Origin of the sequence: Anaerolinea thermophila (genome assembly GCF_020723905.1) — a bacterium.
In the GTDB taxonomy this organism is placed as follows: Bacteria; Chloroflexota; Anaerolineae; order Anaerolineales; family Anaerolineaceae; genus Anaerolinea; species Anaerolinea thermophila_A.
The window spans coordinates 19,389-43,220 of sequence record NZ_DYHZ01000008.1; the positions used below are offsets into that span (position 1 = coordinate 19,389).

The following is a 23,832-nucleotide window of genomic DNA, read 5'->3' on the forward strand; positions in this document are numbered from 1 at the left end:
GCATGAGTGCTTTTGAACAGCGCTTTCCTTTTCCGGCAAACGGGTTAATTGTCATTCAAAGTACGGGAGACCTCCGTGTTCAGGGTTGGGAACAAAAGGAGGTGCTGGTACGCACCCCTGAGGCAGATGCGGCTCTGGCCCAGGCTCAGTCGGATCGGCTTTCTGTTCTTTCCCGGTCGGACGTTGAGGTTTTTGCGCCAAAGCAGGCAAGAATTCGCATAGAGAATACCAGCGGGGATGCAGTGATTGTGGACATGGCGGGCTACATGGAAATTTCAAGGGTCAGTGGCGATTTAGCCGTACAATCCTGCAGGAAAGTGGATGTGGGCATTGTCAATGGAGATGCCGAATTGCTCCAGGTGGAAGGACCTGCTGGACTTCGCCGTGTAGGTGGTGATTTGCTCATCGAGTGCCGCAATCGGGTGATTGCCGAGCAGGTCGGTGGCGATGCGACTATTATCGCCGATGCGCTGGTGCGAGTCAAATCGGGTGGAGATTTGAGTATCCGATTGCTATCGGTGGAAGTAGAAGAAGTCAATGCCCGGTGTGGTGGCGATCTTTCCCTGTTTGCTTTGCCCGGACTTGGGGCTCAGGTAGATGTGAATAGCGGGGGGCATTCCATTGTGATGCGCTTACCCGATCAAACGTTGCATCTCGACCAGGGACATTACAGTGCCACTCTGGGAAGTGGAAAGACTCTCCTGCGCCTCTCTGCAGGTGGAGATGTGCAAATTGAACTGGGTGAAGCGGTAGACCGCGAAGTTGATGCTTCTCGTCATTCCATGGGGTCGAAATTTGTTTCTACAGGCGAGGTAGATATGACCGGATTTTCCCCCCAGATAGAAGAAAAAATTCGTCAAAAGATGGAATTTGCCACGCGGAAAGCCGAAGAACGGGCGCGCCGGGCGGAAGAGCGGGTGCGTCGTGCCATGGAACGGGTTGAACAGGTACAACGCCATGCCGGACATCGAAAGTTTAACTGGTTTGGCATTCGCTCCGGGTGGGAAGATAAGCCTGCCGAGCCATTGGACCCCCAACCGCCCGAAGCCCCGGAGGCTCCAGAAACCAGCGCTTTTTCAGACCGTTCTTTTTCGCAGGTATCAAATGAAGAGCGTCTGTTGGTGCTGAAAATGCTTCAGGAGCATAAAATTACTGTTGAAGAAGCCGAACAATTGCTTGCCGCGCTGGATGGTGATCTGGACGTGGAGTAAACAGCCATTCTTTAGCATTCCCATCACCGGGTTGATCTCTCCTCGCCTGAAAAGGCGGGGAGTTTGTTTATAATCGGTCTATGCAGAAGATGAGGAAAGTCTGGTTTTTTATCGGCTTTGCAATTTTAGCGGTGCTGTTTTTGTGGGTCTCCCTGCCTGCGCCTGTGGAGCGGGTGAGCGTTTCTCTGGAAGGAGATCCGCAATTGTTTACTGAGGTGGTACTTTTGGTTCCTCGCTGGGGGTGGGTAGGACGTTCTGTAGAAATTCAGACTGTCATGTATAAAGCCACCCCCGAGAAGATGGTGGTGCGCGCAAGATTGGAGACATCACCCGGTGTGCTGGGGAGCGGGGAAGAGTCGCAGGTTGTCCAGGGAACATCTCCGGTGCAGTGGACTTTTCCACTGACCAGTATGACTCCCGGGCACAAGGCCTGGAGGGTGTGGCTGTGGGCAGGGGATTCCCCGGCAGTTGAAAACCTGTACCTGGTGCGCGGGGGTAAAGTGCGCATTCTGGGCATCTCAGGCATTCCAGTGTCCTTGCTTCAGGGTGGATTAGCCCTTGTAATGGTTTTGTTGATCCTTGCCCGGGTATTGTTTCAGTCTCAATATCCTCCTCGAAAAGGGAATTGGATGAATTGTGATAAAATAAACAGAAATTGAATACGCTGAAAACGGGATGGGGTCACTGCATGGCAGGAAATCCCGAAAAATTTTCTCGCTAGAGGAGATTTCATGTTGACTGCGTGGCTGTATGTAGGCATATTCCTTGTCGTTGCGGTGCTCTTGCCGGCGGTGGCGATTGCTCTGGCAGGTATTCTGGCGCCCAAGAAATCCAACCCGATTAAAACCTCCGTTTACGAATGCGGTATCGAAGTTGTCGGTCCAGCCCGAGTCCAGATTAAGGCTCAATATTATATTTACGCAATGGTGTTTCTCGTCTTTGACGTAGAAATGGTGCTGCTTTTCCCCTGGGCAGTTGCATTCAAGCAACTGCCTCTTTTTGCGGTGTTTGAGGGCATTCTTTTCCTGCTGATTTTGCTGGGTGGTCTGTTCTACGCCTGGCGAAAAGGTGCGCTGGAATGGTTTTAAACGGGGAGGCGTATGACGAACTGGCTTGAAGATCCGATTCGCTGGATTGCTGAGTGGCTGTACAGTGTGCTTGTCGGCTGGGGGATCCTTCCCTCAGTAGCCGATGTCATTCTGATGATTACAGGTGCGGCTATCCTTTCAACGCTGGCACTGCTCTGGGTGCTCTTCCTCATCTGGTTCGAGCGCAAACTCATTGGACGCATCCAGGACCGCTTTGGGCCCAATCGAGTTGGTCCATGGGGTATATTCCAGTCCGTTGCGGACATGATAAAGATTTTTACCAAAGAGTACATTACGCCTCAAGGCGCAGATAAGGTTCTCTACAATCTGGCGCCTGTTCTGGCGGTGGCTTCCGTTTTGCTCATCTGGGCGGTTTTGCCATTTACCCGAAGCATAATGGGTGTCAATCTGAATGTCGGCGTGGTGTACATTGTTGCCGTTGGTGGCGGTGGTGTCCTTGCCATTCTCATGGCCGGGTATGCCTCGAACAACAAGTATGCCTTTCTGGGGGCTTCTCGCGCTGTAGCGCAATTGATTTCCTATGAAGTGCCGATGGTCATCTCGCTTCTCGTTCCGGTCCTTCTGGCGGGCTCAATGGGGCTGAACGATATTGTCCAGGCTCAATCTGTTCCCTATCTGGTGATGGCTCCCGTTGCTGCTCTGGTGTTCTTCATCACTTCCATGGCGGAAACCGGCAGAGCGCCGTTTGATCTGGTAGAAGCCGAATCTGAACTGGTGGCAGGGTACAATACCGAGTATTCCGGGTTGAAATTTGGCATGTTCTTTGTGGGGGAATTCCTCCATTCTTTTACCGCTGCGCTGTTGTTTGCTGTGTTGTTCTTGGGAGGATGGCGTGGACCCTTTGTGGATCAGGTGCCCCTGCTGGGATTGGTGTACCTCTTTATCAAAACCATGGTGATTTATTTCCTGATCATCCTGGTACGGGCATCGGTGCCGCGTTTCCGCATTGACCAAATGATGGATTTAAACTGGAAGGTGCTTACACCGCTTTCCATTTTATCTTTTCTGGTGACCGCTGTCATTGCTAAAGTCCTCGAAGGACAATTCCTTTTCCAGGTTCTGGGTTTGCTGGCAGGCAATGTGATCCTGCTGGTTCTGTTTATGGAATGGGGAGAACGCCGTAACAAGAGAAACCGCCGTCCTATGGTCAGCCAGCCCCGTCCGCTGGCTACACCGGCATCTGATGAAACCTCGATGGCTCAGTCCTGAAACGGGAGTGCTTCATGAGTGCTTTCCAAATTGTTTTCCTGTTGATTGCCCTGCTCACCCTGTTTTCTGCGCTGATGGTCGTCTTTGCCCGAAAGACCATTCATTCTGCGTTCTGGTTGATTCTGGCATTGTTCGGGGTAGCCGCTACCTTTGCCACGCTGGCGGCTTCGTTTTTTGTGGTGATTCAGGTAGCCGTGTACATTGGCGCCATTGCCATTCTCATCATTTTCACCGTCATGTTGACCCGTCGCTCCATGGAAGAGAGCGGCGATCAATTGCTTCCGGGGTGGGGATGGGCGGCTCTGGTGGTCCTCATTGTTTTTGGCGGGCTGGTGTTTATGCTTTTGCAATGGCAGGGGATTTTCCAGCCACCCCAGGTGCTGACGGCTGGCGGGGAAAATCTGGAAAATTTGGGCATGGCGCTGGTGATGCCCGATCGCTATGTCATTCCCTTTGAAGTGGCTTCTGTTTTGCTGGTTGCTGCCATGATTGGGGCAATATATGTGGCGGGTGACCACAAAAAACGTTCCTGAGGAGGACACGTGATCCCACTGGCTTGGTACTTAATCTTTTCTGCAGGTTTGTTTTCCATTGGCTTGCTCGGGGTACTGGTGCGTAAAAATGCCGTGTCCATTTTGATGGGCGTGGAATTAATGCTGAATGCCGTCAATATCAACCTGCTGGCATTCTGGCGCTACCTGTGGGCACCCGAAGTGGATGCTCAGGTCTTTGTGGCAGTGGTTTTAATCGCCGCTGCTGCGGAGGCTGTGGTGGGATTGGCGCTGATTATTTCCGCTTATCGCCGCCGCCAGACTGTGGTGGTGGATGAAATGAATCTTCTCAAAGGGTAGGAGGGGTACATCGCATGACTTCAGAAGTGCTTCTCTGGTTAATCCCGTTCCCTCCATTGCTGGCTTTTGGTCTCATCGCTTTGTTTACCCATCGCCAACGAGCGCTCAGTCACTCTCTGGCAATCGCATCTGTAGCGCTCTCATGGCTGTTGGCGATGGTGGTATTTTTCCGGGCGGTGAGTCAGCCTCACTTGAGCGAAGAACCTTTTGTCTCTGCGTTGAACTGGTTACCGCTTGGCGGGGACTGGTTGAAGATCGGGGTATTGATGGACCCCGTCAGTGCGGTGACGCTGTTTTTTGTCGCCTGGACGATTTTGATGATTTTCATCTACAGCGTGGGGTATCACAATTTCGGTCAACCTGAGGGTGACCATGACCAGCCCGGGCTTCCTCCCCATGGCGCTATTGTTCGCGATGCGCATGGGCATACCCATCGAGTACCATCGATTGAACCCATGTATTCGCGTTTCTTTGCGCTGAGCAGCCTTTTTGCTTTTGCCATGTTCCTGCTGGTGATTACGGACAATTTGCTGACCCTGTACATCGGCTGGGAAATCATGGGCTTCTGCTCCTACATGTTAATCGGCTTCTGGTATGGCAAAGAATCAGCGCGTAAAGCCGCTATCAAGGCGTTCCTGACCACCCGTGTTGGTGATGTGTTCATGCTGCTGGGGATTGTGGGGGTTTACACTGCGACTGGCAGTTTGAATTATCGTGAAGCCTTGATGAATCCCGATGTGCTCCGTGTTCTGGCTGAAACGCCTTCGGGCGTGCTTAACCTTTCGGTAGCCGGACTGTTGGGACTGCTGTTGTTCATTGGTACGGTAGGCAAGAGCGCGCAATTCCCACTGCATGTCTGGTTGCCTGACGCCATGGAGGGCCCTACGCCTGTTTCAGCAATGATTCATGCCGCAACCATGGTCTCGGCAGGCGTTTATCTGACGGTACGCATTTACCCGTTGCTCTCTGCGGGGCAGGAAGGGGGAGCGCTTACACCGGCAATGTCCGTGGTGGCGCTGATTGGCACCTTTACCGCGCTTTTTGCCGCAACCATTGCTCTGGCACAGAACGATATCAAGCGGGTGCTGGCGTATTCCACGATCTCACAGTTGGGGTACATGATCGCTGCGGTAGGGATTGGCGCCTACGTCGCTGCGGTCTTCCATCTTGTCACCCATGCGTTTTTCAAGGCGCTTCTCTTCCTGAGTTCGGGTTCCGTGATTCATGGCATGGAACATGGCGTTTTGCACACCGATGAGAAAATTGACCCTCAGGATATGTTCAACATGGGGGGCTTGAAAGCCAGAATGCCCGTGACCTTCTGGACATTCCTTATCGGTGGACTGGCGCTTTCCGGGTTCCCTGTCCTGACGGCGGGGTTCTGGTCAAAGGATGAAATCCTTACAGGCGCATTTGCCGGACACCACTGGTGGGTGTTTGGAACTCTGGCGCTTGCCGCTTTCCTGACCGCTTTTTACACCATGCGCCAGATCACACTCACTTTCCTGGGAACTCCCCGTACCCATGCCGCGGAGCATGCTGTAGAAAGCCGTGCGGTCATGACAGCGCCGCTGGTGGTGCTTTCCATTTTTGCGGTTGCCTTTGGGTGGAGTGGCATTCCTGAAAAATTCCCTCTCCTCGGTGGTCTGATTCCGAACTGGTTTGGTGGGTTTGTTGGCAGCATGGTTCACGCAGAAGGGGAGCACACGGTAGAAAGTCTGCTTCCTCTTTTGACCTCTCTGGTGGTATCGCTGGGTGGTTTGACTCTGGGATGGCTGGTTTACCGCAATGTCCGTGCTGGCGATCCTGACCCGCTTCAAAAACCGCTGGGAGCGCTCTACAGGGTATTTAAGTACAAATATGGCATCGATGAACTCTATGACGCCGTGTTTGTCCGTCCTTCCATCTGGTTAGCCGAGGTCTTTACCTACCGCTTCCTTGATAAGATGGTGCTGGACGGTATCATTGAAGGGGTGGCGCGTGGCACATGGAATCTCGGACTGGCGCTTCGCCGTTACTTTGATCTGGCGGTGATTAACTGGTTCGGGGATGCTGTGGTGAGCGGCGGAACGCGCAGGGGGGGCGAGGCATTAAAACCCATCCAGAGTGGTCGTGTCCAGCAGTATCTGATTGTTACTTTTGTGGGCGCGATTTTGCTCGGTATCGTCCTGTACCTGATGTTCGTCGGATAGCCATGCAGAAGAACGAGGCTTGATTCAGGAGGTCTCCACAACATGGATTTTCTCAGTAATCATCTGCTTTCTCTGATCCTGTTCATTCCAACCGGGGCGGCGCTCTTGCTTCTGCTGATTCCTCGCCAGCGGTTGACGCTCATCCGCTGGTTCAGTCTGATTGCCAGCCTCATCCCACTGATTCTGTCGGTTATTTTGTGGCTTCGTTTTGATCCGCAGGGCGCAAAGTTTCAGTTTGTAGAAGAAGCAGTCTGGTATCCGGCTATTCATTCCTCGTACCATGTAGGCGTGGATGGTATTGCTCTGACCATGGTTTTGCTCACCACCTTGCTGACGCCGCTTGCCATTCTTGCCTCTTTCAGCATTCAGGAAAATGTTCGCACATACATGGTGCTGTTCCTGCTGCTGGAGACGGGTATGCTGGGCGTCTTTATGGCGCTGGATTTGCTCCTCTTCTTTGTTTTCTGGGAAGTGGGGCTGGTACCCATGTACTTCCTGATTGCGCAGTGGGGTGGTGCGAATCGCAACTATGCCTCACTGAAGTTTATTCTGTACACCATGGCAGGTTCGCTCGGCCTGTTGCTGGCAATCCAGTTGATTGGCGTGGTCACCCGAACGTATGACATCACCCGGTTGATTGAAATCTGGCCTCAACTGGATTTGCCCGGTGGGGTCCTGCTGGGCATGCCACTGGCTACGGTCAAGGCGGTTGCCTTCTGGGCGTTTGTGGTGGCATTTGCCATCAAAGTGCCTGTCTGGCCCTTCCACACGTGGCTTCCCGATGCTCACACAGAAGCGCCCACGGCTGGTTCGATGATCCTGGCGGGAGTGCTTTTGAAACTGGGAGCGTTTGGTTTCATTCGCCTGGTTCTGCCGCTGTATCCTGTCGAGTCAAAACAGTATGCCCTGTGGCTTGCCGGGCTGGCGACACTGGCAATCATTTTTGGCGCGCTGGGAGCCTTTGGGCAGGATGACTTCAAGCGTCTGGTTGCCTACTCGTCCATTAACCATATGGGGTTTGTGGTTCTGGGCGTGGCGGCAATGGCGGCGGCTCCCGGTACCTTGGATGCCAATATCGCCCTGAACGGCGCTGTTCTTCAAATGTTCAACCACGGGTTATATTCAGCAGGCATGTTTTTCCTCGTCGGGGTCATTTATGAACGGGCTCACACCCGCGATTTGAATGCCTTTGGTGGTCTGTATGCCATCTTACCGGTTTATGGTTCGATTCTCATCTTTACCTCGATGGCTTCGTTAGGATTGCCAGGGCTGAACGGTTTTGTCTCTGAATTCATGGTGGTGCGTGGCGCTTGGGGCGTGTTGACTGTCTTCACCGTGCTTTCGATGATTGGGTTGTTCTTCACCGGCGCATACACACTTAAAGCCCTGTGGAAGGTTCTGCATGGTCCTCTCAACGAGCACTGGAAGGGACATGTGAGTGAAATGAACGTGCGGGAAATGCTGGTCATTACGCCGTTGATGGTGCTCATTCTGGTCATTGGAGTCATGCCTGGCTGGATCGTGGATGTGATCAACCGGGCAGTCATGTTGTGGTTCTAAGGAGCGCAGGATGGGTTTTCCAGTCTTGAGCCTGATTATCTTTATCCCGCTGATTGCCGGATTGATCATTCTGGCACTTCCGGCAGAACGGAAACAAGCCATCCGGGTGGTCGCCCTGGTTGCCAGTCTGATGGATCTGGTGCTGGCATTTTGGGTGTATTTTACTTATGATGTTCAAGCCGGCGGCTACCAGTTCGTGGAGCGCATGGACTGGGTGAAGTCTCTAGGGATTGCGTACTTCACCGGCGTGAACGGTGTCAGTGTGCCGCTGGTGCTTTTAGGCGCGGTGGTACTGACTTCCGGGGTGATGGTCTCCTGGAAGGTGGAAGAACGTCCCCGCGAGTTCTTTGCCTTTTATATGTTTCTGGGGAGCAGCGTTCAGGGTGTTTTCTGTTCGCTGGATCTGTTCATGTTGTTCTTCTTCTTTGAACTGGCAGTATTCCCCAAGTACCTGATGATTGCGATCTGGGGCTATCCCAAAACCCGCGATTATGGTTCCATGAAACTCACCCTGTATCTTTTCCTGGGGTCGGTGTTATCGCTGGTGGGTGTGCTGGCAATGTGGAGTGCCGGCGGTCACACTTTCGACATGCTGGAACTGGAAAAGGCAGGGTTCAGCCGTGCTTTCCAGACAGGCTGGTTCCTGGTGGTGTTTGGTGGTTTTGCCATTCTGGGGGGTATTTTCCCCTTCCATTCCTGGGCACCCGATGGTCATGTTGCCGCGCCAACCGCCGTCTCGATGATGCTGGCTGGGGTGGAGATGAAAGTTGGGGCGTTTGCCGCTCTTCGCGTAGCCATTACCCTCATGCCGGATGGAGCACGCTTTTATGCACCGCTGATTCTGGCGCTGGGCACGGTGAACGTGGTATATGGCGCGTTAATTGCCATGATTCAGAGCGATTTCAAGTACGTCATCGGTTTCTCTTCTGTATCACACATGGGGCTGGTGATGATTGGCTTCGCCACTCTGAATCGGGAAGGCTTGCTTGGCGCGGGCTTGCAAATGTTCTCCCACGGCATCATGACGGCTCTCTTCTTTGCTGTTGTGGGCATGGTCTATGACCGCGCGCACACCCGCCACATTCCTGAACTGGGGGGCTTATCTCAAAAGATGCCCCTGGCAGCGCTGGGATTTATCATTGCGGGCCTGGTTTCCATGGGAATGCCCGGTTTTTCCGGCTTCGTGGCAGAATTTCCTATCTTCATGGGTGCCTGGCAGGTCATGCCCATTGTGGCAATCATTGCCATTCTGGGCGTGATTGTCACCGCCGGGTACATTTTACTGGTTGTCCGGCGGGTATTTTATGGAAACCTGCCAGAGCAATTGAATGCACTGGTGGGAGATGTGTCCACAATGGATAAAATTGTCATTGTGGGGCTTTCTGCGATGATGGTTTTGATGGGCATTCTACCGACATGGACGCGGATGGTGCCTCTGATCGAATCGGGTATTGCCCAAATTCTGGTATTGTTGGGAGGAGCCTAAATGAATCCTGCTCCTTTTGAACTTTCCATGTTACTTGCCATCCTTCCGGAAATCCTCCTGGTTGTTCTGGCAGCGCTGGTTCTTCTCTTAAACCTTGGCGTGCGCCATCGGGCAGAAGGAGTTTTAGGATGGTTAACTGCCATTGGACTGGCGGTGATTGCTGTGCTGAGCGCGGTATTTGCTCGCCCCGGGGATACTCCGCAGTTGATTTTCGGGGGAATGTTGCGGCTGGATTGGGTATCTTTCAGTTTCCGGTTGCTTTTCCTGCTGGGTGCGGCAATTACCGTACTGGTTTCTTTAGAACATGCCCGAACCATTACGGGAGAATACCTTGCGCTGCTTCTGGTTTCGACGCTGGGAATGAGTCTGATGGCATCCTCGGCAAATCTTATCATGCTTTATCTGGCAATTGAAACCACCTCGCTCCCTCTTTACCTTCTTGCCGGTTACTATGTCGAAAATCAGAAATCGGTGGAATCGGGCATTAAGTATATGCTGTACGGGGCCGTCACCTCGGCAGTGATGCTGTACGGTTTCAGTCTGCTCTTTGGATTGAGCGGAACAGCAAACCTCGCCATGATTCCGTTCCGTCTCACCCAGACCGGCGTTTCTCCTCTTCTGGTTGGCGGGGCGCTTTTCCTGACGCTGGTCGGGTTTGGTTTCAAGGTTTCTGCTGCGCCGTTCCATTTCTGGGCGCCAGACGTGTATGAAGGCGCGCCGACACCCATTGCCGGATTCCTTTCCACTGCCTCAAAGGCGGCGGGATTTGCTGTGCTGGTGCGGGTCTTGCTGGTGACCTTCCCACAACTGGCTTCCTTCTGGACACTGGTGGTTGCCATTCTGGCGGCGTTGAGCATGATTGTCGGGAACTTGCTGGCGCTTACTCAGCGCAACATCAAACGTCTGCTGGCATACTCATCCATTGCTCAGGCGGGTTATATTCTGGTTGGGGTTGCTGCCGATTCTCCGCTGGGTGTGGCGGGGATGGTGTACTACCTGACCTCTTATCTGGTCACCAATCTGGCGGCGTTTGCCATTGTCTGGCTGGTTGCTCAGCAGGTCGGTTCAGAAGATCTGGACGCCTTTTCAGGTTTAGGCAAACGGAATCCTGCCATTGCCCTGGCTATGCTGATCAGTCTGCTTTCCCTGGGCGGGATTCCTCCGTTGAGCGGGTTTATTGGTAAAGTTCTGGTATTTGCCGCCGCGGTCGAGGCAGGGCAGGTGGCACTTGCAATTATCGGGGTGCTGACCTCCGTGATTGGATTGTACTACTACCTTACAGTGATGAAAATTCTCTATCGCCCTGCTGTAGACGAGGCGCCGCTGAAGCCTTCCTTATCCTGGCGAACCGCCATGCTGATTTGCGTGGTGCTCATGCTGGCATTGGGGGTGATTGTGGCGCCCTGGTACGGGCAATCCCTCGCTGCGGCATCTGCGCTGTTCTAGAAGAAACGGCACTTTACCAGACAGCAGAGGAACCGCAAGGGGAATCTGCTGTCTTTTTACTCAGGATGCGCTTATGGAATTTTTTGAGAGTTTTGATTCTTATCAGGAAGCATGGCGAAATCGTCAGAGAGCGGAAGAGTGGCTGGATTATTACCGCTTTCGCCGGCTTTCTTTCGTGCCGAATCTCCTGCCCGAGCAGGCGTTAGCGATGCCCGCTGAGGAAGTGATTGGAATCCTCAGGGCGCGGTTTGGAAAAGCCATAGACCTTGCTTTAAGCGAGACCTGGACAAGCCCTGAACCTTTTGAGCCGTTGCCGCCAGAACTGATGAGTCCGGTACAATCTTTCCCGGATTCTGACTGGCTTAAACGAACCCGTATGGTTGGTGTCAATATCCGAACCATCGGCAACTTTTTCAATCTGGTGAAATACTGCCTCACTCTGCCTGATTTTTACGATTCCATCCACATCCTGCCTGTGTGGGAACCCGGGGTCGTAGCCAGCATTTATGGTATGAGTTCATGGCAGATCAATCGGGAGTTTTACAGCATGGAACTGGCGGAACTGTTCCCGTGGCTGAATCGGGTGGAGAGGCAACTTAAAGCCGTGATTCACCTGCTCCATGTAATGGGGCGGGCTGTGGGAATGGATGTGATCCCGCACACCGACCGTTTTTCAGAAATGGCGCTGGCTTTCCCGGAATACTTTGAGTGGATGCAGAGGCGTGGGCTGGAGATTGTGGATCATTCCACCGGCTTGATTCATCGGGTGCAGGCGTGCATCTGGAAGTTTGTGCAGGATCATGGTTCTGCCGTGGAAGGTTTGGCAATCCCGGAAAGTGCGGAAGAATTTTTCTCCCCACATACTGGCGAGAAGGAACGAAACCTGATTCTTTTTGGATTGCCCGAAGATTTCTGGGGACGTTTGAATCGGCGTATGGCAATCATCCAGGAATTGTATGCCCGGGGATTTGAGACCGTTCCTGCAACCATGGCGCCACCCTTTCGGGGGATTGAGGTTGACCCTTCCCCTGAAGCGGAAGTGGTGGATGAATTTGGCATGGTATGGCGCGACTTTCGGATGATTCGTCCGACGCCCATGTCGCGTGTGTTTAATCCTCTGGCACGGTATCGCCTGTATGAACACAAGGAAAACGGGGAAGACTGGGAACTGGATTTCAATCAGCCAGTTAAACCGGTGTGGGAGTACGTTTGTTCCCATTATGCGGAAGTGCAGAGGTGCTTCGGGTTTGATTTTATGCGCGGCGATATGTCTCACGTGCAGATGCGCCCAGAGGGAGTGCCCGATCAGGTGGATGATTATTACGATTTGCTTGGTGCGGTGAAAGAGACCATCCGACAGCGTAATCATGTGCCGTTCTTCGGGTATTTTGCTGAATCTTTCCTGCCGCCGCGGGATGTAATGGGATATGGCGAGGAAATGGATCATCTGGAAGCCTCGCACGCTGATGTCACCCTGGGGGATTTGCAGTCTACCTGTATGGGTACGGCGGAATTTCTACAGCGCTTTCGATATTACGATGATTTACTGCGTACCCGAAAATGTGCGCCGTCTTTCACCGTCATGACTTCGGATAAGGATGATCCCCGTTTTGACCGTTTTTATCTGGATGGGAATGAAGCGCGGGCTTTTCTTTCTCTCTTTCTTACGGATATGCCCTCGTATGTGGCATTAGGATTTGAAACCCGCGATCCGCACCCCGAGCCGGCACCGAATGAGTATTACACGAAACTGTATGTGTTTCAGGAAAAACGGGGAAATAAAGTAACCCGTGGAGCGTTTCAGTGGGGAAGGAATACGCGGTTATTTGCCAATCTTCAGCGCATTCGCCTGTTTTATGAGAGAATCCGCGAAGACATTGCGGATTCCACCACGCGCTGGTTGATTCCTCCGGATGCTACCGGCATGAATCCGGTGGTGGCTTGGACACAGATGGGCGATCATCCCGTGTTTGTGTTTGTGGTGAACACCTGCCCGCACTGTAAAGCAGGTAGATTCGGATTACCATTGTCCCCCGCGTTCCGCCTGAGGTTGTGTTTTGCTCTGCCTGCTTCTTCAGATGAGGAACTGGTTTACAATGGCGTCCATTTTGTGGTACCGGGATTGATGCCTGGCGAAGTGCGGGCATATCAGGTTGAGACTTACAGGGAGGGGTAGGATATGGAAGAAGATGTAGGTCTGGTAGCCATTGGAGAAATTCTGGTGGATCTCATTGGGGCTGAGCCTGCAGAAAGTCTCGATTCCACCGAATGCTTTTGCCGTTTTCAGGGCGGTTCGCCAGCCAATCTGGCGGTGAATGTGGCGCGATTGGGCGGTCGTTCGGCATTGATTGCCTGTGTGGGCAATGATGCTTTTGGTAGATTTCTCGAAAGCCACGTGGCTCAAGGCGGGGTTAACACCCGCTGGTTGCGCCATGAGGATCAGGCACCTACCAGTCTGGTGTTCGTCTCCCGCACCTCTGGCACTCCCGATTTCCAACCCTACCGGGGCGCAGATTACCGCATTACACCGCAGGATGTTCCGGATGAGGCAATTCGGGCGGCAAAAGTGCTTCATTTCACCACCTGGCCTCTTTCCATGGAACCTTCGCGTTCCGCAGTAATCAGCGCCATTGAACGGGCTAAATCATGGGGAAAAGTCGTCTCGTTCGATCCCAATTTCAGCCCGAAAATCTGGCAAAACCAGCCCGAAGCCCTGGAGGTCATTCGTGAAGTGTATCGTTCGGTGACGCTTACCAAAGCCTCGCTGGTGGATTGTCACCGCCTGTTTGGTCCAGGTGATACCCCTGCCGGTTACATCCGCCGTTTCCATGAATGGGGCGCTGAGGTTGTCCTTTTCACCATGGGAGAGCAAGGTTCTCTGCTCTCTCAACGTGGCAAAGCGGTGCTTCGTTTACCTGTGCGCCCGGTTCAGGTAGTGGATGCCACAGGTGCGGGGGATGCATTCTGGGCAGGTTTCCTGACCGCCTGGATGGATGGAAAATCCCCAGAAGAATGTTTGCTCTTTGCCCGCGAAGTAGTGGAAGCCAAACTCAGGGTGGTGGGACCGCTTCGGGAAGGGCTGGATCGTTGGAAAATCTACACTCAAATGCCCCGTCCGGACGGGGAATTTGTCCTCTGGGATGGCAAATGACTGTAGCCCACTGTAGATTTGGTGAGTATTTTGGTCAATGCTGTCCAATCTTTGTTGGGCTGGTTGACGCATTAAATTTGGTTATGTTATAATCCTTCTCATGAGCCAGACCAATACCCCGAAGCCCGATCGTAGCCGTTACTGGCTGAATCTGACTCTGGCAGGTTTTGCCGCTCAGGCGGGGTGTGTGACCCTGTTGATTGTGTTAGGGGCTGTTCTGGGGGGATTGTGGTTAGATGCTCGTTTTCAGACCCGTCCGTTATTGACTTTGATCCTTGTCTTCGCCAGCATTCCTGTTTCTTTGCTGGTGATGTTTTTTATTGTGCGCTTAACAACTGCAAAAATTAAGAGCAATCTGAAACATCAAAATGGAGAGGAGGCAGGCATTGGAAAAACCAGTTAATCGCGGACCGCTGGGTATTCGACACCGATGGTGGGTTTTACTTTTTATCATCCTCAACGTTGTTGCGGTGATTTTCGTTAAACCCGTTCAGCCGCATATTCAGGTTGCCCCTGAAAAGATCACCCACGAACCTCTTTTCACCTTACCCGTTGTAGGGGAGTTTTATCTGACCAATACTCTGCTCATGCTGGTGCTGGTGTTGCTGGTCATCTTCTGGCTGGCATACGCTGTGCGTCGGGAGGTCAAGAGTGGTACGCTGGTTCCTAAAGGGGTGGCTGGATTGATGGAAGCGCTGGTGGAGATTCTCTACAATCTCACCGAGTCTTCTGCCGGGAAGTATGCCAAAACAATCTTTCCCTGGTTTGCTACCATCCTCGTCTTTGTGCTGGTGGGCAACCTGATGAAACTGACCCCCATTGTGGAGACGTTTGGTCTGGTGCATGAAATGAAAGAAGGCGGGCATGCCCTTCAGGAACTTCTTCCGGGGGTGTACAACATTCTGCCTGGTGAGGTGCACGAAGGGGAAAAAGGCTATCACATTACCCCGTTCTTTCGCGGTATTCCCACCGATTTGAACTTCACCCTGGCGCTGGCGTTAATTTCGGTGGTGATGACACAGGTGATTGGTGTGCGAGCGCAAGGAGGGGCATACTTCTATAAATTCTTCAACGTGTTGAATTTATTCAAAAAGCCATTTTTTGGCGCCATGGACTTTCTGGTTGGACTGCTGGAATTGATTTCGGAGTTTGCCAAAATCCTCTCATTTGCATTCCGGTTGTTCGGAAATATGTTTGCCGGTGCGGTTCTGCTCTTTTTGGTGGGCTCGTTGATTCCGGTATTCATGCAGTCCTTTGTGGTGCTTTTTGAAGTATTTGTAGGCTTGATTCAAGCCTTTGTATTTGGCATGCTGACCATGGTCTTTATGGCACAGGCTACCCGTGGACATGGCGGGGAACATGGAGAAAGTGCTCACTGAGCCCTGTGTTCTCTGAAAAGGCGATTGACATCATTCTGGAGGAGGTATTCAAACAATGACCGGGGATATTATCGAAGCAGCAAAATTCATTGGTGCGGGGCTGTCCATGATTGGCGCTCTGGGTGCGGGAATTGGCATCGGCTTGAGTGTTCAGGGAGCGCTTGAAGGGATGGCTCGCAACCCTGATACGTACGGAAATCTGCTCACCAACATGATTCTGGGGATTGCTTTCTCGGAAGCCATCGCCATTTATTGTCTGGTGATTGCGTTCCTCATGCTCTTCGTGCTGTAAAAGGAGGGGGCTTTGGAAGCACTAGGTATCAACCTCGGCTATTTGCTGGTCTATATTTTCTCTTTCGCGATTGTGTTTATCACCCTGCGAGCCTGGGTTTTCGTTCCCCTTTCGGAGATGATGGAAAAGCGGCGCAAAACCATTGCACAGGGACTTGAAGATGCCCGTGTTGCTGCCGAAGCCCGTGCAAACGCTGAGAAAGAAGCGCAGGCAATCCTCGCCGAAGCCCAGCAGAAAGCCGCTGAGATTGTCCGCGAGGCTACCCTGCGTGCCCAGAAAGTAGAAGAAGAGATTCGCGCGCAAGCCGAAATTGAAGCCAGCAAAGCCCGATCACAGGCGCTGGCAGACCTGGAGGCAGAACGGAACCGCATGCTCTCTGAACTGCGCGGTCAGGTTGGGGCGCTGGCAATTGCTGCCGCACAAAAGTTGATTGGTGAGAGCCTGGATGAAAAGCGCCAGCACGCTTTGCTCAACGAGTTTTTTGCCGGTGTACGTGGCGGAAAAGTAGTGGTGCTGGAAGGTGTGGAAAGCGTTGTCGCCGATCAGGCAGAGGTTATCAGCGCTTTGCCGTTGACTGAAGAAGAGCAGGATCTGGTGAAACGCGAAGTCCTTTCCCGTCTGGGTACGGCGGCGGCGGTTTCCTTCCGCGTGGATCCCTCCATCCTTGGCGGTCTGATTGTCCGTCTGGGCAACCGTGTGGTGGATGGCTCGCTGGCAGGACAATTGGAGAGTTTGCGTCAGTCCTTGCGCTAGGACTCCTGGGCTTTTTAGAAAAACACAAAACCTCTCAGGGAAAAAGCCCTGAGAGGTTTTAGATTTAACACAAATGATAGAATATTGAGAACTGTGACAAACGGGTTCCAATGGTAAAAAACAGGCTTCCCCTTTTTGAAACGCAACCAAAATTTCTTTGCAGGGCTTGAATATGAAAAGGGTATAATCAGAATGGAAGGATGTAGCCTTATGATTGGTTTTGTGCGTCGGAATTTACCTGAGTTGATTCGTCACCTTCCCATACCGGTATCCTGGGAAGGCACTCTTCCGGATATTCCCGTGACCGGCATTACCTATAACCATCGAGAAGCTCAACCTGGATATATCTTTGTCGCTTTTCCCGGCACCCGGGTGGATGGACATGCTTTCATCCCTCACGCCATTGAACGTGGAGTGATTGCTGTCGTGGGAATGCATGACCTCTCGGGTCTATCTGTGCCCTACCTCAGGGTGACAAATTCTCGCGAAGCCCTGGCATATCTTTCGGCGGCTTTTTACAATTTTCCCGCTCACGACATGACGGTGATTGGCGTCACTGGAACGGATGGGAAAACAACCACCTCCAACCTTATTTACCAGATTTTACTTGCTGCGGGTTTCAATGCGGGCATTGTCTCGACTGTAAATGCGGTGATTGGAGACGAGGTTGTGGACACCGGCTTTCACGTTACCACGCCCGAAGCGCCTGAAGTACAGCGGTACTTATCCCGCATGCGCGCCGCAGGGTTGACTCATGTCGTGCTTGAAGCCACTTCTCACGGACTGGAACAACACCGCGTCAGCGCGTGTGAGTTTGACATTGGCGTGGTGACCAATATCACCCATGAACATCTGGATTACCACGGTTCCTATGAAGCTTATCGAGCGGCAAAAGGGCGTCTTTTCCAAATGCTGGCGGAAACGCCTGAGAAATCCCATGGTAACCCCCGCCTTGCCGTTTTGAATCGGGATGATTCATCCTTTGAATACTTGCAGGGTATTGTCCAGGTCCCTGCGGTGAGTTATGGCTTGACCCCGGAAGCAGATCTACACGCTGAGAATATTCGTTACGAAGCCGGCTGTCTCCAATTCGACGTAGTTGGCGCAGAGTTTCGTCAACCTGTGGAAACCTCCCTGGTGGGCAATTACAATGTCAGCAATTGTCTGGCGGCGTTTGCTGCCACGGTGATAGGACTGGGGATTGACCCACAGCAGGCGGCGCAAGGGATTGCCAGTATGAGTGGAGTGCCGGGACGCATGGAGCGTATCCACATGGGACAGCCATTTCATGCCATTGTGGATTTCGCTCACACGCCTAACGCGCTCAAACAAGCCCTTCTGACTGCGCGAGAAATGACTTCTGGGCGGGTAATCGTGGTTTTCGGTTCGGCGGGTCTCCGGGATCGCGAGAAACGCCGCCTGATGGCGGAAGTGGCGGCTCAATTAGCCGATATCTCCATTTTTACGGCTGAGGACCCGCGCACGGAATCGCTCGAAGAGATTTTAGAAGAAATGGCGCGCGGGGCAGAATCACAGGGGGCTGTGCGTGGCAGGCAGTTTTATCTGGTTCCTGATCGTGGGGATGCCATCCGTATGGCGGTTCAGATGGCAAACCCGGAGGATCTGGTGATTGCCTGCGGCAAGGGACACGAGCAGTCCATGTGCTTTGGGGAGACGGAATATCCATGGGATGATCGTGTAGCCATGCGTGCAGCGCTGGCAGAACGGCTGGGTGTGCCCGGACCTGCCATGCCGTACCTGCCTACACAGGAGCATTGATTAATGCTGGAACCCGAATTCTGGAAGAAGAAATCCCTCGAAGAGATGAACCAGGAGGAGTGGGAAGCCCTGTGTGATGGCTGTGCCCGCTGTTGCCTGTATAAATTGCAGGATGAAGATACCGGCGAGGTGTTTTATACCAATGTGGTCTGCCGTTTGCTGGATCTGGAACGTTGCCGGTGTACTGCCTATGCCGAACGGGCTATCAAGATGCCTACCTGTCTGGTTCTGGATCCAAAGCAAGTACGAGACCTTGCATGGATGCCAAAGACCTGTGCCTACCGTTTGCTGGCGGAGGGAAAGCCTCTGGAGTGGTGGCATCCGTTGGTGTCAGGCGATCCCAATACGGTTCATCTGGCGGGAATTTCTGTGCGTTACCGGGTTATTGAAGAGCAAGATGCGGATATGGAGGATCTCGAATCCTACATCGTAGACTGGCTTGGGTGATTTCCAGACGAAAAAGCAGGGGCTGCCCCATTTTCAGGACAGCCCCTGCTGGTTATAACTCAGAGGTCCTTCGGTTATCTGCGGCGCTGGGGACCACGGCTGGAGTCGTTGCGATTGCCTCCGCCGCGTGACTCGTTACCGGGGCGCCCACCACTGCGGGGTCCACTGCCAGGGCGGGATGGACCGGAGCGTCCGCCGCCGTTTGTGCTTCGAGATCCGCCTGGACGATCGCGTCCCTGCGCTTCCTCAGGGGTCCAGCCTTCCAGCACGGCTTGCCGCGAGAGGCGAATCTTACCGTCGGGATCAATATTGGTGACCATCACGGTGACCTCATCGCCCACGTTGACCACGTCTTCTACGCGGTTGACGCGGTCGGAATCCAGTTGGGAAATATGCACCATGCCGTCCACATTGGGCAGGATTTCGACAAAGGCGCCGAAATCAGTTACCCGCACCACCTTACCGGTGTAAATGCGTCCCACCTGCGGAATCTCCGTGACGGCTTCAATGCGTTCGCGTGCTGCCATTTCCCCCGCCTTATCGGTCGAGGCGATGTACACCGTGCCGTCGTCTTCAATATCAATGCGGGTGTTGGTTTCTTCCTGCAAGGCGCGGATTAATTTACCGCCCGGACCGATGATCGCTCCGATTTTATCTACAGGCACTTTGATGATGGTAATGCGCGGCACGTGCGGCTTCAGTTCAGGCCGTGGTGCTGGAATGACTGCCAGCATTTTCTTGAGAATATCCAGGCGGGCTTCTCGGGCTTGCGCCAGAGCACGGGACATCAATTCGGGTGTGATCCCCTTAATCTTGATATCCATTTGCAGGGCAGTGATGCCCTTTTCTGTGCCTGCCACTTTGAAGTCCATGTCGCCGAGATGATCTTCCAGACCCTGAATGTCGGTCAAAATCACGGCGTTATCGCCTTCTTTGATCAACCCCATGGCAACGCCAGCCACGGGCGCTTTGATGGGCACGCCGGTATCCATCAGAGCCAGCGTGGAGCCACAGACGGAAGCCATGGAGGTAGAGCCATTTGAGGACAGCACTTCCGAGACCAGCCGCAGGGTGTAAGGGAATTCATCTTCCGACGGAATCACCGGTTCGAGGGCGCGTTCTGCCAGCGCTCCATGCCCAATTTCCCGACGGGACTGTCCGCGCAGGGGTTTGACCTCGCCGGTGGAGTAGGGTGGGAAGTTGTAATGGTGCATGTAGCGTTTGGTTTCGATGGGAACCAGCGAATCCAGTTCCTGCGCCTCTCTGGGGGTTCCCAGGGTTGCCAGTGTGAGCACCTGTGTCTCACCGCGGGTGAACAATCCGGACCCATGCGCGCGCGGGCTGATGCCCACTTCGCACCAGATGGGGCGGATTTCGGTGGGTGTGCGGTGATCGGGGCGGATGCCTTTTTCCAGAATGCGGCGGCGCACCACCTTTTTGTACACTTCAGTGAAAGCGTTTTTGAGTGGTTCTACCAGGGTTTCATCCCCTGCCGACATTTCTTCGACAATTTGTTTTTGCAGAGCATCTACGGCTTCGTTCAGTTGTGCCTTGTCGTGGGGTGCATCCAGTGCGGCTTCCAAAGCACCGGCGGCTTTTTCGTAAACCTGATCCACCAGCGCTGGATCAAGCGGGAAGAGCGGAACTTCTCGTTTGGGTTTGCCCACCTCAGCCGCCATTTGCAGTTGCGCGTCAACTAAGGGTTGCAAGGCTTCGTGGCCAAACTGCAAAGCCTGCACCATCACGTCCTCTTCGACCTCTTTAGCGCCGCATTCCACCATCAAAATGGCATCGCGGGTACCGGCAATGCGCAAATCCAGGTCGGACACTTCCAGTTGAGAAAAGGTAGGGTTGACGATAAACTGTCCATCAATCCGACCGATGCGCACTGCACCAACCGGACCACCCCACGGGATGTCTGAAATCATCAATGCTGCTGAGGCAGCATTGATGCACAGGATGTCCAGTGGATTTTCCTGATCGGCGGAGAGAGAGAACAGGATGACCTGCACCTCGTTACGCATCTCTTTGTTGAAGAGAGGGCGCAGCGGGCGGTCGGTCAACCGTGCGGTGAGGATGGCTTCAGTAGAAGGTTTGCCTTCTCGACGGAAGTAGGATCCCGGGATCCGTCCTCCCGCGTAGAGACGCTCTTCATACTCCACTGAGAGGGGGAAGAAATCAATCCCTTCCCGCGGTTCCGGAGACATGGTTGCGGCGGCGAACACCATGGAGTCGCCAAGACGCACAGTCACGGCACCGCCAGCCTGACCGGCAAGTTTGCCGGTTTCAAATACGACAGATTGCCCTCCCACGAGGGCGGTAAAAACTTTTGATTCTGGTTGCATGATACATCCCCTTTGGCGCCCCCTGGCTCGATCAGGGACTGAAGCCTGAGGAGGAAAACTTCCTCTTCACGATTCAATTCCTAATCGTCACACAGGGGTGCGCCCGAAATAGAATTAGAATGATTTTTCAAAAAAAGAGTAGATGGGCTTCGCTTTCCTGCACCATCTACTCTATTATGCCTTGATGTTATTTGGTGCGCAAGTTCAGGCGTTCTGCCAGGGCTATATAACGCCTGTAGTCCTTCTTCCGCAGGTAGGCGAGAAGCCGGCGGCGCTGTCCAACCAGCATCAACAACCCACGGCGGGAAGATTCATCGTGTTTGTGAATGCGCAGGTGGTCGGTCAGTTGATTGATGCGCTCAGTCAACAGTGCCACCTGAACTTCCGGTGAACCAGTATCGCCTTCGTGGCGTTGGAACTGGTTGATCAACGAGTCTTTCTTTTCTTTTGTTAAAGTCATGACGTCTGCTCTCCTTTCATGATGGTGCAGGTCTCCAGATCGCCAGCCGTAGCCAGCCATCGGACCAGTCAACGTCCCGAATTATACCACAAAATATTTAACCTTCTTTGTCAAGAGCATGCGGGCTGGGCGTGCCGGAGATCCGTATGACTGAAAAAGGCAAAATGGGCATATAATACCCCGCATGCTTCCAGAGATGCAATTTACGCTTTGTTTTCTAACCCGTGGAGATGATGTGCTGATGATCCATCGGAACCGTCCCCCCAATGCCGGGCTTTGGAACGGCATCGGGGGGCACTGGGAAGAAGGAGAAAGCGCCCTGGAAGGGGTGCTCCGTGAAGTCAAAGAAGAAACCGGTTACCACCTGACCAACGCTCGATTTTGCGGGATTCTTACCTGGGAAGGGTTCGAGATTCCTTCGGGCGGGCTGGTACTGTTCGTGGCGCAGGCACCTGAAGGCGAGCCGCAGGATTGTGGAGAAGGGCAACTGGCATGGAAGCCCAGGGAGTGGGTGTTTCAATCCCCTGAGGTGGTTTCCAATATCCATGTGTTTGCTCCCTATATCTTAAACGGAGCCAAACCGTTGCATTATCACTTTATTTATGAAGATGGGCAGATCCGTGCGTACAAAATTTCTCCGTTATCGGCGGAGTTGCGGTTATAATTGAAAAATCCAATGCTGAAGAGAGCGAGAGAAAGCATGAGCGACGAGAAATTAACCCCACAATCCGAAAATTTTTCCGAATGGTACAACCAGATCGTCTTGCGCGCCGATCTTGCAGATTACGCTCCGGTGCGTGGCTGTATGGTAGTGAAACCCTACGGATGGGCGCTCTGGGAGAATATCCAACAGGCGCTGGATAAGCGTTTCAAAGCCACCGGGCATGTCAATGCTGCTTTTCCGCTGTTTATCCCCATGAGTTTCCTGGAAAAAGAGAAGGAACATGTGGAGGGTTTCTCCCCGGAACTGGCTGTGGTCACTATTGGTGGTGGCGAGACACTGGAAGAACCGCTGGTGGTGCGCCCAACTTCGGAGACCATTATTGGGTACATGTATTCAAAGTGGATTCGCTCGTATCGTGACCTGCCAATTCTGATTAATCAATGGGGTAACGTGGTCCGCTGGGAGATGCGCACCCGTTTGTTCCTGCGCACGCTGGAATTTTACTGGCAGGAAGGTCATACCGCTCATGCCACTCGAGAAGAAGCCATTGAAGAGACCATGCGTATGCTGGACACCTACTACCGATTTGCCATTGAAGAAGCGGCGGTGCCAGTCATTCCGGGACGCAAGAGCCAGACGGAAAAGTTTGCCGGGGCAGAAATGTCCATGACCATTGAAGGGATGATGCGCGATACCCGTGCTTTACAGTCAGGCACTTCTCATTTCCTTGGTCAAAACTTTGCCCGTGCGTTTGATATCCGCTTCCTCGACCAGAATAATGAACTTCAGTATGCCTGGACAACATCCTGGGGTCTTTCCACCCGGTTTATTGGTGCCATTATTATGACCCATGGCGATGATCAGGGCTTGATTCTGCCGCCTCGTCTCGCTCCCATTCAGGTAGTTATTGTGCCGATTTATCGTGATGACGCTGAACGCAGTCTGGTCATGCAGGTAGTGGATCGCCTGGAGCAGGAATTGCGCGAGGTCTTCCGGGTGCACGTCGACCGCCGTGATGGCGTGACCCCGGGCTTTAAATTCAACGATTGGGAGATGCGCGGTGTACCATTGCGCCTTGAGGTGGGTCCCAAAGATGTGGAAAAGAACAGCGTGGCTTTAGCGCGCCGGGATCGTCCCGGAAAAGCAGGGAAATCCTTTGTCTCTCAGCAAGGACTGGTTCAAACCATTTCTGACCTGCTTAAAGAGATTCACCAGTCTTTGCTGGATCGCGCTATTGCCTTCCGCGATTCGCATATCCATGACGTGAAGGACTATGATGAACTCAAACAGGTGGTGGATGAAGGTTGGGCGTTTGCCTGGTGGTGTGGCTCTGCCGCCTGCGAAGCCAAAGTAAAGGAGGATACCAAAGCCACCACCCGCTGTATCCCTCTGGATCAACCGGGCGGCTCCGGAAAATGCGTGGTCTGCGGCGAACCAGCCACAGAAAAGGTTTACTTCGCCCGCGCTTACTGATAGGTCATCAGGTGCGGATGAAAGC

Annotated in this window: 22 protein-coding genes; 20 read left to right on the forward strand and 2 right to left on the reverse strand. The window is 53.2% G+C overall.

Annotated elements, in window-relative coordinates; genetic code table 11:
- The first annotated feature begins 2 nt into the window (after nt 1-2).
- The 18 genes from LHF31_RS12335 to LHF31_RS12420 all read left to right on the forward strand — a co-directional run bounded on the left by LHF31_RS12335 (nt 3) and on the right by LHF31_RS12420 (nt 18,865).
- Nucleotides 3-1,211, forward strand: a complete 1,209-nt coding sequence (locus LHF31_RS12335; RefSeq protein WP_298007504.1) for a hypothetical protein — start codon at nt 3-5, stop codon at nt 1,209-1,211.
- A gap of 89 nt (nt 1,212-1,300) precedes the next feature.
- Nucleotides 1,301-1,870 carry a hypothetical protein gene (locus LHF31_RS12340; protein ID WP_298007506.1) on the forward strand — a complete coding sequence of 190 codons (570 nt, stop codon included), beginning with the start codon at nt 1,301-1,303 and terminating at the stop codon, nt 1,868-1,870.
- A 72-nt stretch (nt 1,871-1,942) separates the two neighbouring features.
- On the forward strand, nt 1,943-2,299 hold the full coding sequence (locus LHF31_RS12345) for an NADH-quinone oxidoreductase subunit A (protein ID WP_298007508.1): 357 nt from the start codon (nt 1,943-1,945) through the stop codon (nt 2,297-2,299).
- A gap of 12 nt (nt 2,300-2,311) precedes the next feature.
- Nucleotides 2,312-3,529, forward strand: a complete 1,218-nt coding sequence (nuoH, locus tag LHF31_RS12350; protein ID WP_298007510.1) for an NADH-quinone oxidoreductase subunit NuoH — start codon at nt 2,312-2,314, stop codon at nt 3,527-3,529.
- Between the two features lie 14 nt (nt 3,530-3,543).
- The gene (locus LHF31_RS12355; RefSeq protein ID WP_298007512.1) at nt 3,544-4,062 is read left to right on the forward strand and encodes an NADH-quinone oxidoreductase subunit J; all 519 of its coding nucleotides are present in this window, start codon (nt 3,544-3,546) and stop codon (nt 4,060-4,062) included.
- A 9-nt stretch (nt 4,063-4,071) separates the two neighbouring features.
- A complete protein-coding gene (gene nuoK, locus LHF31_RS12360; protein ID WP_298007514.1) occupies nt 4,072-4,380 on the forward strand; it encodes an NADH-quinone oxidoreductase subunit NuoK in 309 nt (102 codons plus the stop codon).
- 14 nt (nt 4,381-4,394) lie between these two features.
- Nucleotides 4,395-6,572 carry an NADH-quinone oxidoreductase subunit L gene (gene nuoL / locus LHF31_RS12365; protein ID WP_298007516.1) on the forward strand — a complete coding sequence of 726 codons (2,178 nt, stop codon included), beginning with the start codon at nt 4,395-4,397 and terminating at the stop codon, nt 6,570-6,572.
- 42 nt (nt 6,573-6,614) lie between these two features.
- Nucleotides 6,615-8,132: a NuoM family protein gene (locus LHF31_RS12370; protein ID WP_298007519.1), complete on the forward strand. Its 1,518-nt coding sequence runs from the start codon at nt 6,615-6,617 to the stop codon at nt 8,130-8,132.
- Nucleotides 8,133-8,142: 10 nt separating this feature from the next.
- Nucleotides 8,143-9,618, forward strand: coding sequence for a NuoM family protein (locus LHF31_RS12375; RefSeq protein WP_298007521.1), 1,476 nt, complete (start codon nt 8,143-8,145; stop codon nt 9,616-9,618).
- Nucleotides 9,619-11,064 carry an NADH-quinone oxidoreductase subunit N gene (locus LHF31_RS12380; protein ID WP_298007523.1) on the forward strand — a complete coding sequence of 482 codons (1,446 nt, stop codon included), beginning with the start codon at nt 9,619-9,621 and terminating at the stop codon, nt 11,062-11,064. It abuts the gene before it with no gap.
- A gap of 73 nt (nt 11,065-11,137) precedes the next feature.
- Nucleotides 11,138-13,240: a hypothetical protein gene (locus tag LHF31_RS12385; RefSeq protein WP_303774267.1), complete on the forward strand. Its 2,103-nt coding sequence runs from the start codon at nt 11,138-11,140 to the stop codon at nt 13,238-13,240.
- A 3-nt stretch (nt 13,241-13,243) separates the two neighbouring features.
- Entirely contained in the window at nt 13,244-14,215 is a 972-nt protein-coding gene (locus tag LHF31_RS12390; protein ID WP_298009917.1) for a carbohydrate kinase family protein, read from the forward strand.
- Between the two features lie 100 nt (nt 14,216-14,315).
- A complete protein-coding gene (locus tag LHF31_RS12395) occupies nt 14,316-14,618 on the forward strand; it encodes an AtpZ/AtpI family protein (protein ID WP_298009915.1) in 303 nt (100 codons plus the stop codon).
- Nucleotides 14,602-15,594 (forward strand): F0F1 ATP synthase subunit A, encoded by a 993-nt coding sequence (atpB, locus tag LHF31_RS12400; protein ID WP_298009912.1) that lies wholly within the window; start codon nt 14,602-14,604, stop codon nt 15,592-15,594. Before LHF31_RS12395 ends, atpB begins: the two co-directional genes overlap by 17 nt.
- A 55-nt stretch (nt 15,595-15,649) precedes the next feature.
- Nucleotides 15,650-15,886: an ATP synthase F0 subunit C gene (gene atpE / locus LHF31_RS12405; RefSeq protein WP_013559477.1), complete on the forward strand. Its 237-nt coding sequence runs from the start codon at nt 15,650-15,652 to the stop codon at nt 15,884-15,886.
- Nucleotides 15,887-15,898: 12 nt separating this feature from the next.
- Nucleotides 15,899-16,639 carry a F0F1 ATP synthase subunit B gene (gene atpF, locus LHF31_RS12410; protein ID WP_303774268.1) on the forward strand — a complete coding sequence of 247 codons (741 nt, stop codon included), beginning with the start codon at nt 15,899-15,901 and terminating at the stop codon, nt 16,637-16,639.
- A 210-nt stretch (nt 16,640-16,849) separates the two neighbouring features.
- The gene (locus LHF31_RS12415) at nt 16,850-18,418 is read left to right on the forward strand and encodes a UDP-N-acetylmuramoyl-L-alanyl-D-glutamate--2,6-diaminopimelate ligase (RefSeq protein ID WP_298009904.1); all 1,569 of its coding nucleotides are present in this window, start codon (nt 16,850-16,852) and stop codon (nt 18,416-18,418) included.
- 3 nt (nt 18,419-18,421) lie between these two features.
- On the forward strand, nt 18,422-18,865 hold the full coding sequence (locus tag LHF31_RS12420) for a YcgN family cysteine cluster protein (protein WP_303774269.1): 444 nt from the start codon (nt 18,422-18,424) through the stop codon (nt 18,863-18,865).
- 74 nt (nt 18,866-18,939) lie between these two features.
- Here the strand turns inward: LHF31_RS12420 and LHF31_RS12425 are convergent, their stop codons facing one another.
- Together LHF31_RS12425 and rpsO are read right to left on the reverse strand one after the other, a co-directional pair.
- Nucleotides 18,940-21,210 (reverse strand): polyribonucleotide nucleotidyltransferase, encoded by a 2,271-nt coding sequence (locus tag LHF31_RS12425; protein WP_298009842.1) that lies wholly within the window; start codon nt 21,208-21,210, stop codon nt 18,940-18,942.
- A gap of 187 nt (nt 21,211-21,397) precedes the next feature.
- The gene (rpsO, locus tag LHF31_RS12430; protein WP_298009839.1) at nt 21,398-21,670 is read right to left on the reverse strand and encodes a 30S ribosomal protein S15; all 273 of its coding nucleotides are present in this window, start codon (nt 21,668-21,670) and stop codon (nt 21,398-21,400) included.
- Between the two features lie 196 nt (nt 21,671-21,866).
- Between rpsO and LHF31_RS12435 the strand changes: the two genes are divergently transcribed.
- Entirely contained in the window at nt 21,867-22,334 is a 468-nt protein-coding gene (locus LHF31_RS12435; protein ID WP_298009836.1) for an 8-oxo-dGTP diphosphatase, read from the forward strand.
- 36 nt (nt 22,335-22,370) lie between these two features.
- Nucleotides 22,371-23,807 carry a proline--tRNA ligase gene (gene proS, locus LHF31_RS12440; protein ID WP_298009834.1) on the forward strand — a complete coding sequence of 479 codons (1,437 nt, stop codon included), beginning with the start codon at nt 22,371-22,373 and terminating at the stop codon, nt 23,805-23,807.
- The last annotated feature ends 25 nt before the right edge of the window (nt 23,808-23,832 follow it).

What these genes read in the sequence shown, in the direction of transcription:
- LHF31_RS12435 (WP_298009836.1), top strand. Translation starts at nt 21,867, where the DNA reads ATGCAATTTACGCTTTGTTTTCTAACCCGTGGAGATGATGTGCTGATG.
- LHF31_RS12370 (WP_298007519.1), top strand. Translation starts at nt 6,615, where the DNA reads ATGGATTTTCTCAGTAATCATCTGCTTTCTCTGATCCTGTTCATTCCA.
- LHF31_RS12395 (WP_298009915.1), top strand. Translation starts at nt 14,316, where the DNA reads ATGAGCCAGACCAATACCCCGAAGCCCGATCGTAGCCGTTACTGGCTG.
- atpE (WP_013559477.1), top strand. Translation starts at nt 15,650, where the DNA reads ATGACCGGGGATATTATCGAAGCAGCAAAATTCATTGGTGCGGGGCTG.
- LHF31_RS12415 (WP_298009904.1), top strand. Translation starts at nt 16,850, where the DNA reads ATGATTGGTTTTGTGCGTCGGAATTTACCTGAGTTGATTCGTCACCTT.
- nuoH (WP_298007510.1), top strand. Translation starts at nt 2,312, where the DNA reads ATGACGAACTGGCTTGAAGATCCGATTCGCTGGATTGCTGAGTGGCTG.
- LHF31_RS12390 (WP_298009917.1), top strand. Translation starts at nt 13,244, where the DNA reads ATGGAAGAAGATGTAGGTCTGGTAGCCATTGGAGAAATTCTGGTGGAT.
- LHF31_RS12335 (WP_298007504.1), top strand. Translation starts at nt 3, where the DNA reads ATGAGTGCTTTTGAACAGCGCTTTCCTTTTCCGGCAAACGGGTTAATT.
- LHF31_RS12420 (WP_303774269.1), top strand. Translation starts at nt 18,422, where the DNA reads ATGCTGGAACCCGAATTCTGGAAGAAGAAATCCCTCGAAGAGATGAAC.
- nuoL (WP_298007516.1), top strand. Translation starts at nt 4,395, where the DNA reads ATGACTTCAGAAGTGCTTCTCTGGTTAATCCCGTTCCCTCCATTGCTG.
- LHF31_RS12425 (WP_298009842.1), bottom strand. Translation starts at nt 21,210, where the DNA reads ATGCAACCAGAATCAAAAGTTTTTACCGCCCTCGTGGGAGGGCAATCT.
- LHF31_RS12385 (WP_303774267.1), top strand. Translation starts at nt 11,138, where the DNA reads ATGGAATTTTTTGAGAGTTTTGATTCTTATCAGGAAGCATGGCGAAAT.
- LHF31_RS12340 (WP_298007506.1), top strand. Translation starts at nt 1,301, where the DNA reads ATGAGGAAAGTCTGGTTTTTTATCGGCTTTGCAATTTTAGCGGTGCTG.
- LHF31_RS12345 (WP_298007508.1), top strand. Translation starts at nt 1,943, where the DNA reads ATGTTGACTGCGTGGCTGTATGTAGGCATATTCCTTGTCGTTGCGGTG.
- LHF31_RS12355 (WP_298007512.1), top strand. Translation starts at nt 3,544, where the DNA reads ATGAGTGCTTTCCAAATTGTTTTCCTGTTGATTGCCCTGCTCACCCTG.
- rpsO (WP_298009839.1), bottom strand. Translation starts at nt 21,670, where the DNA reads ATGACTTTAACAAAAGAAAAGAAAGACTCGTTGATCAACCAGTTCCAA.
- LHF31_RS12375 (WP_298007521.1), top strand. Translation starts at nt 8,143, where the DNA reads ATGGGTTTTCCAGTCTTGAGCCTGATTATCTTTATCCCGCTGATTGCC.
- proS (WP_298009834.1), top strand. Translation starts at nt 22,371, where the DNA reads ATGAGCGACGAGAAATTAACCCCACAATCCGAAAATTTTTCCGAATGG.
- LHF31_RS12380 (WP_298007523.1), top strand. Translation starts at nt 9,619, where the DNA reads ATGAATCCTGCTCCTTTTGAACTTTCCATGTTACTTGCCATCCTTCCG.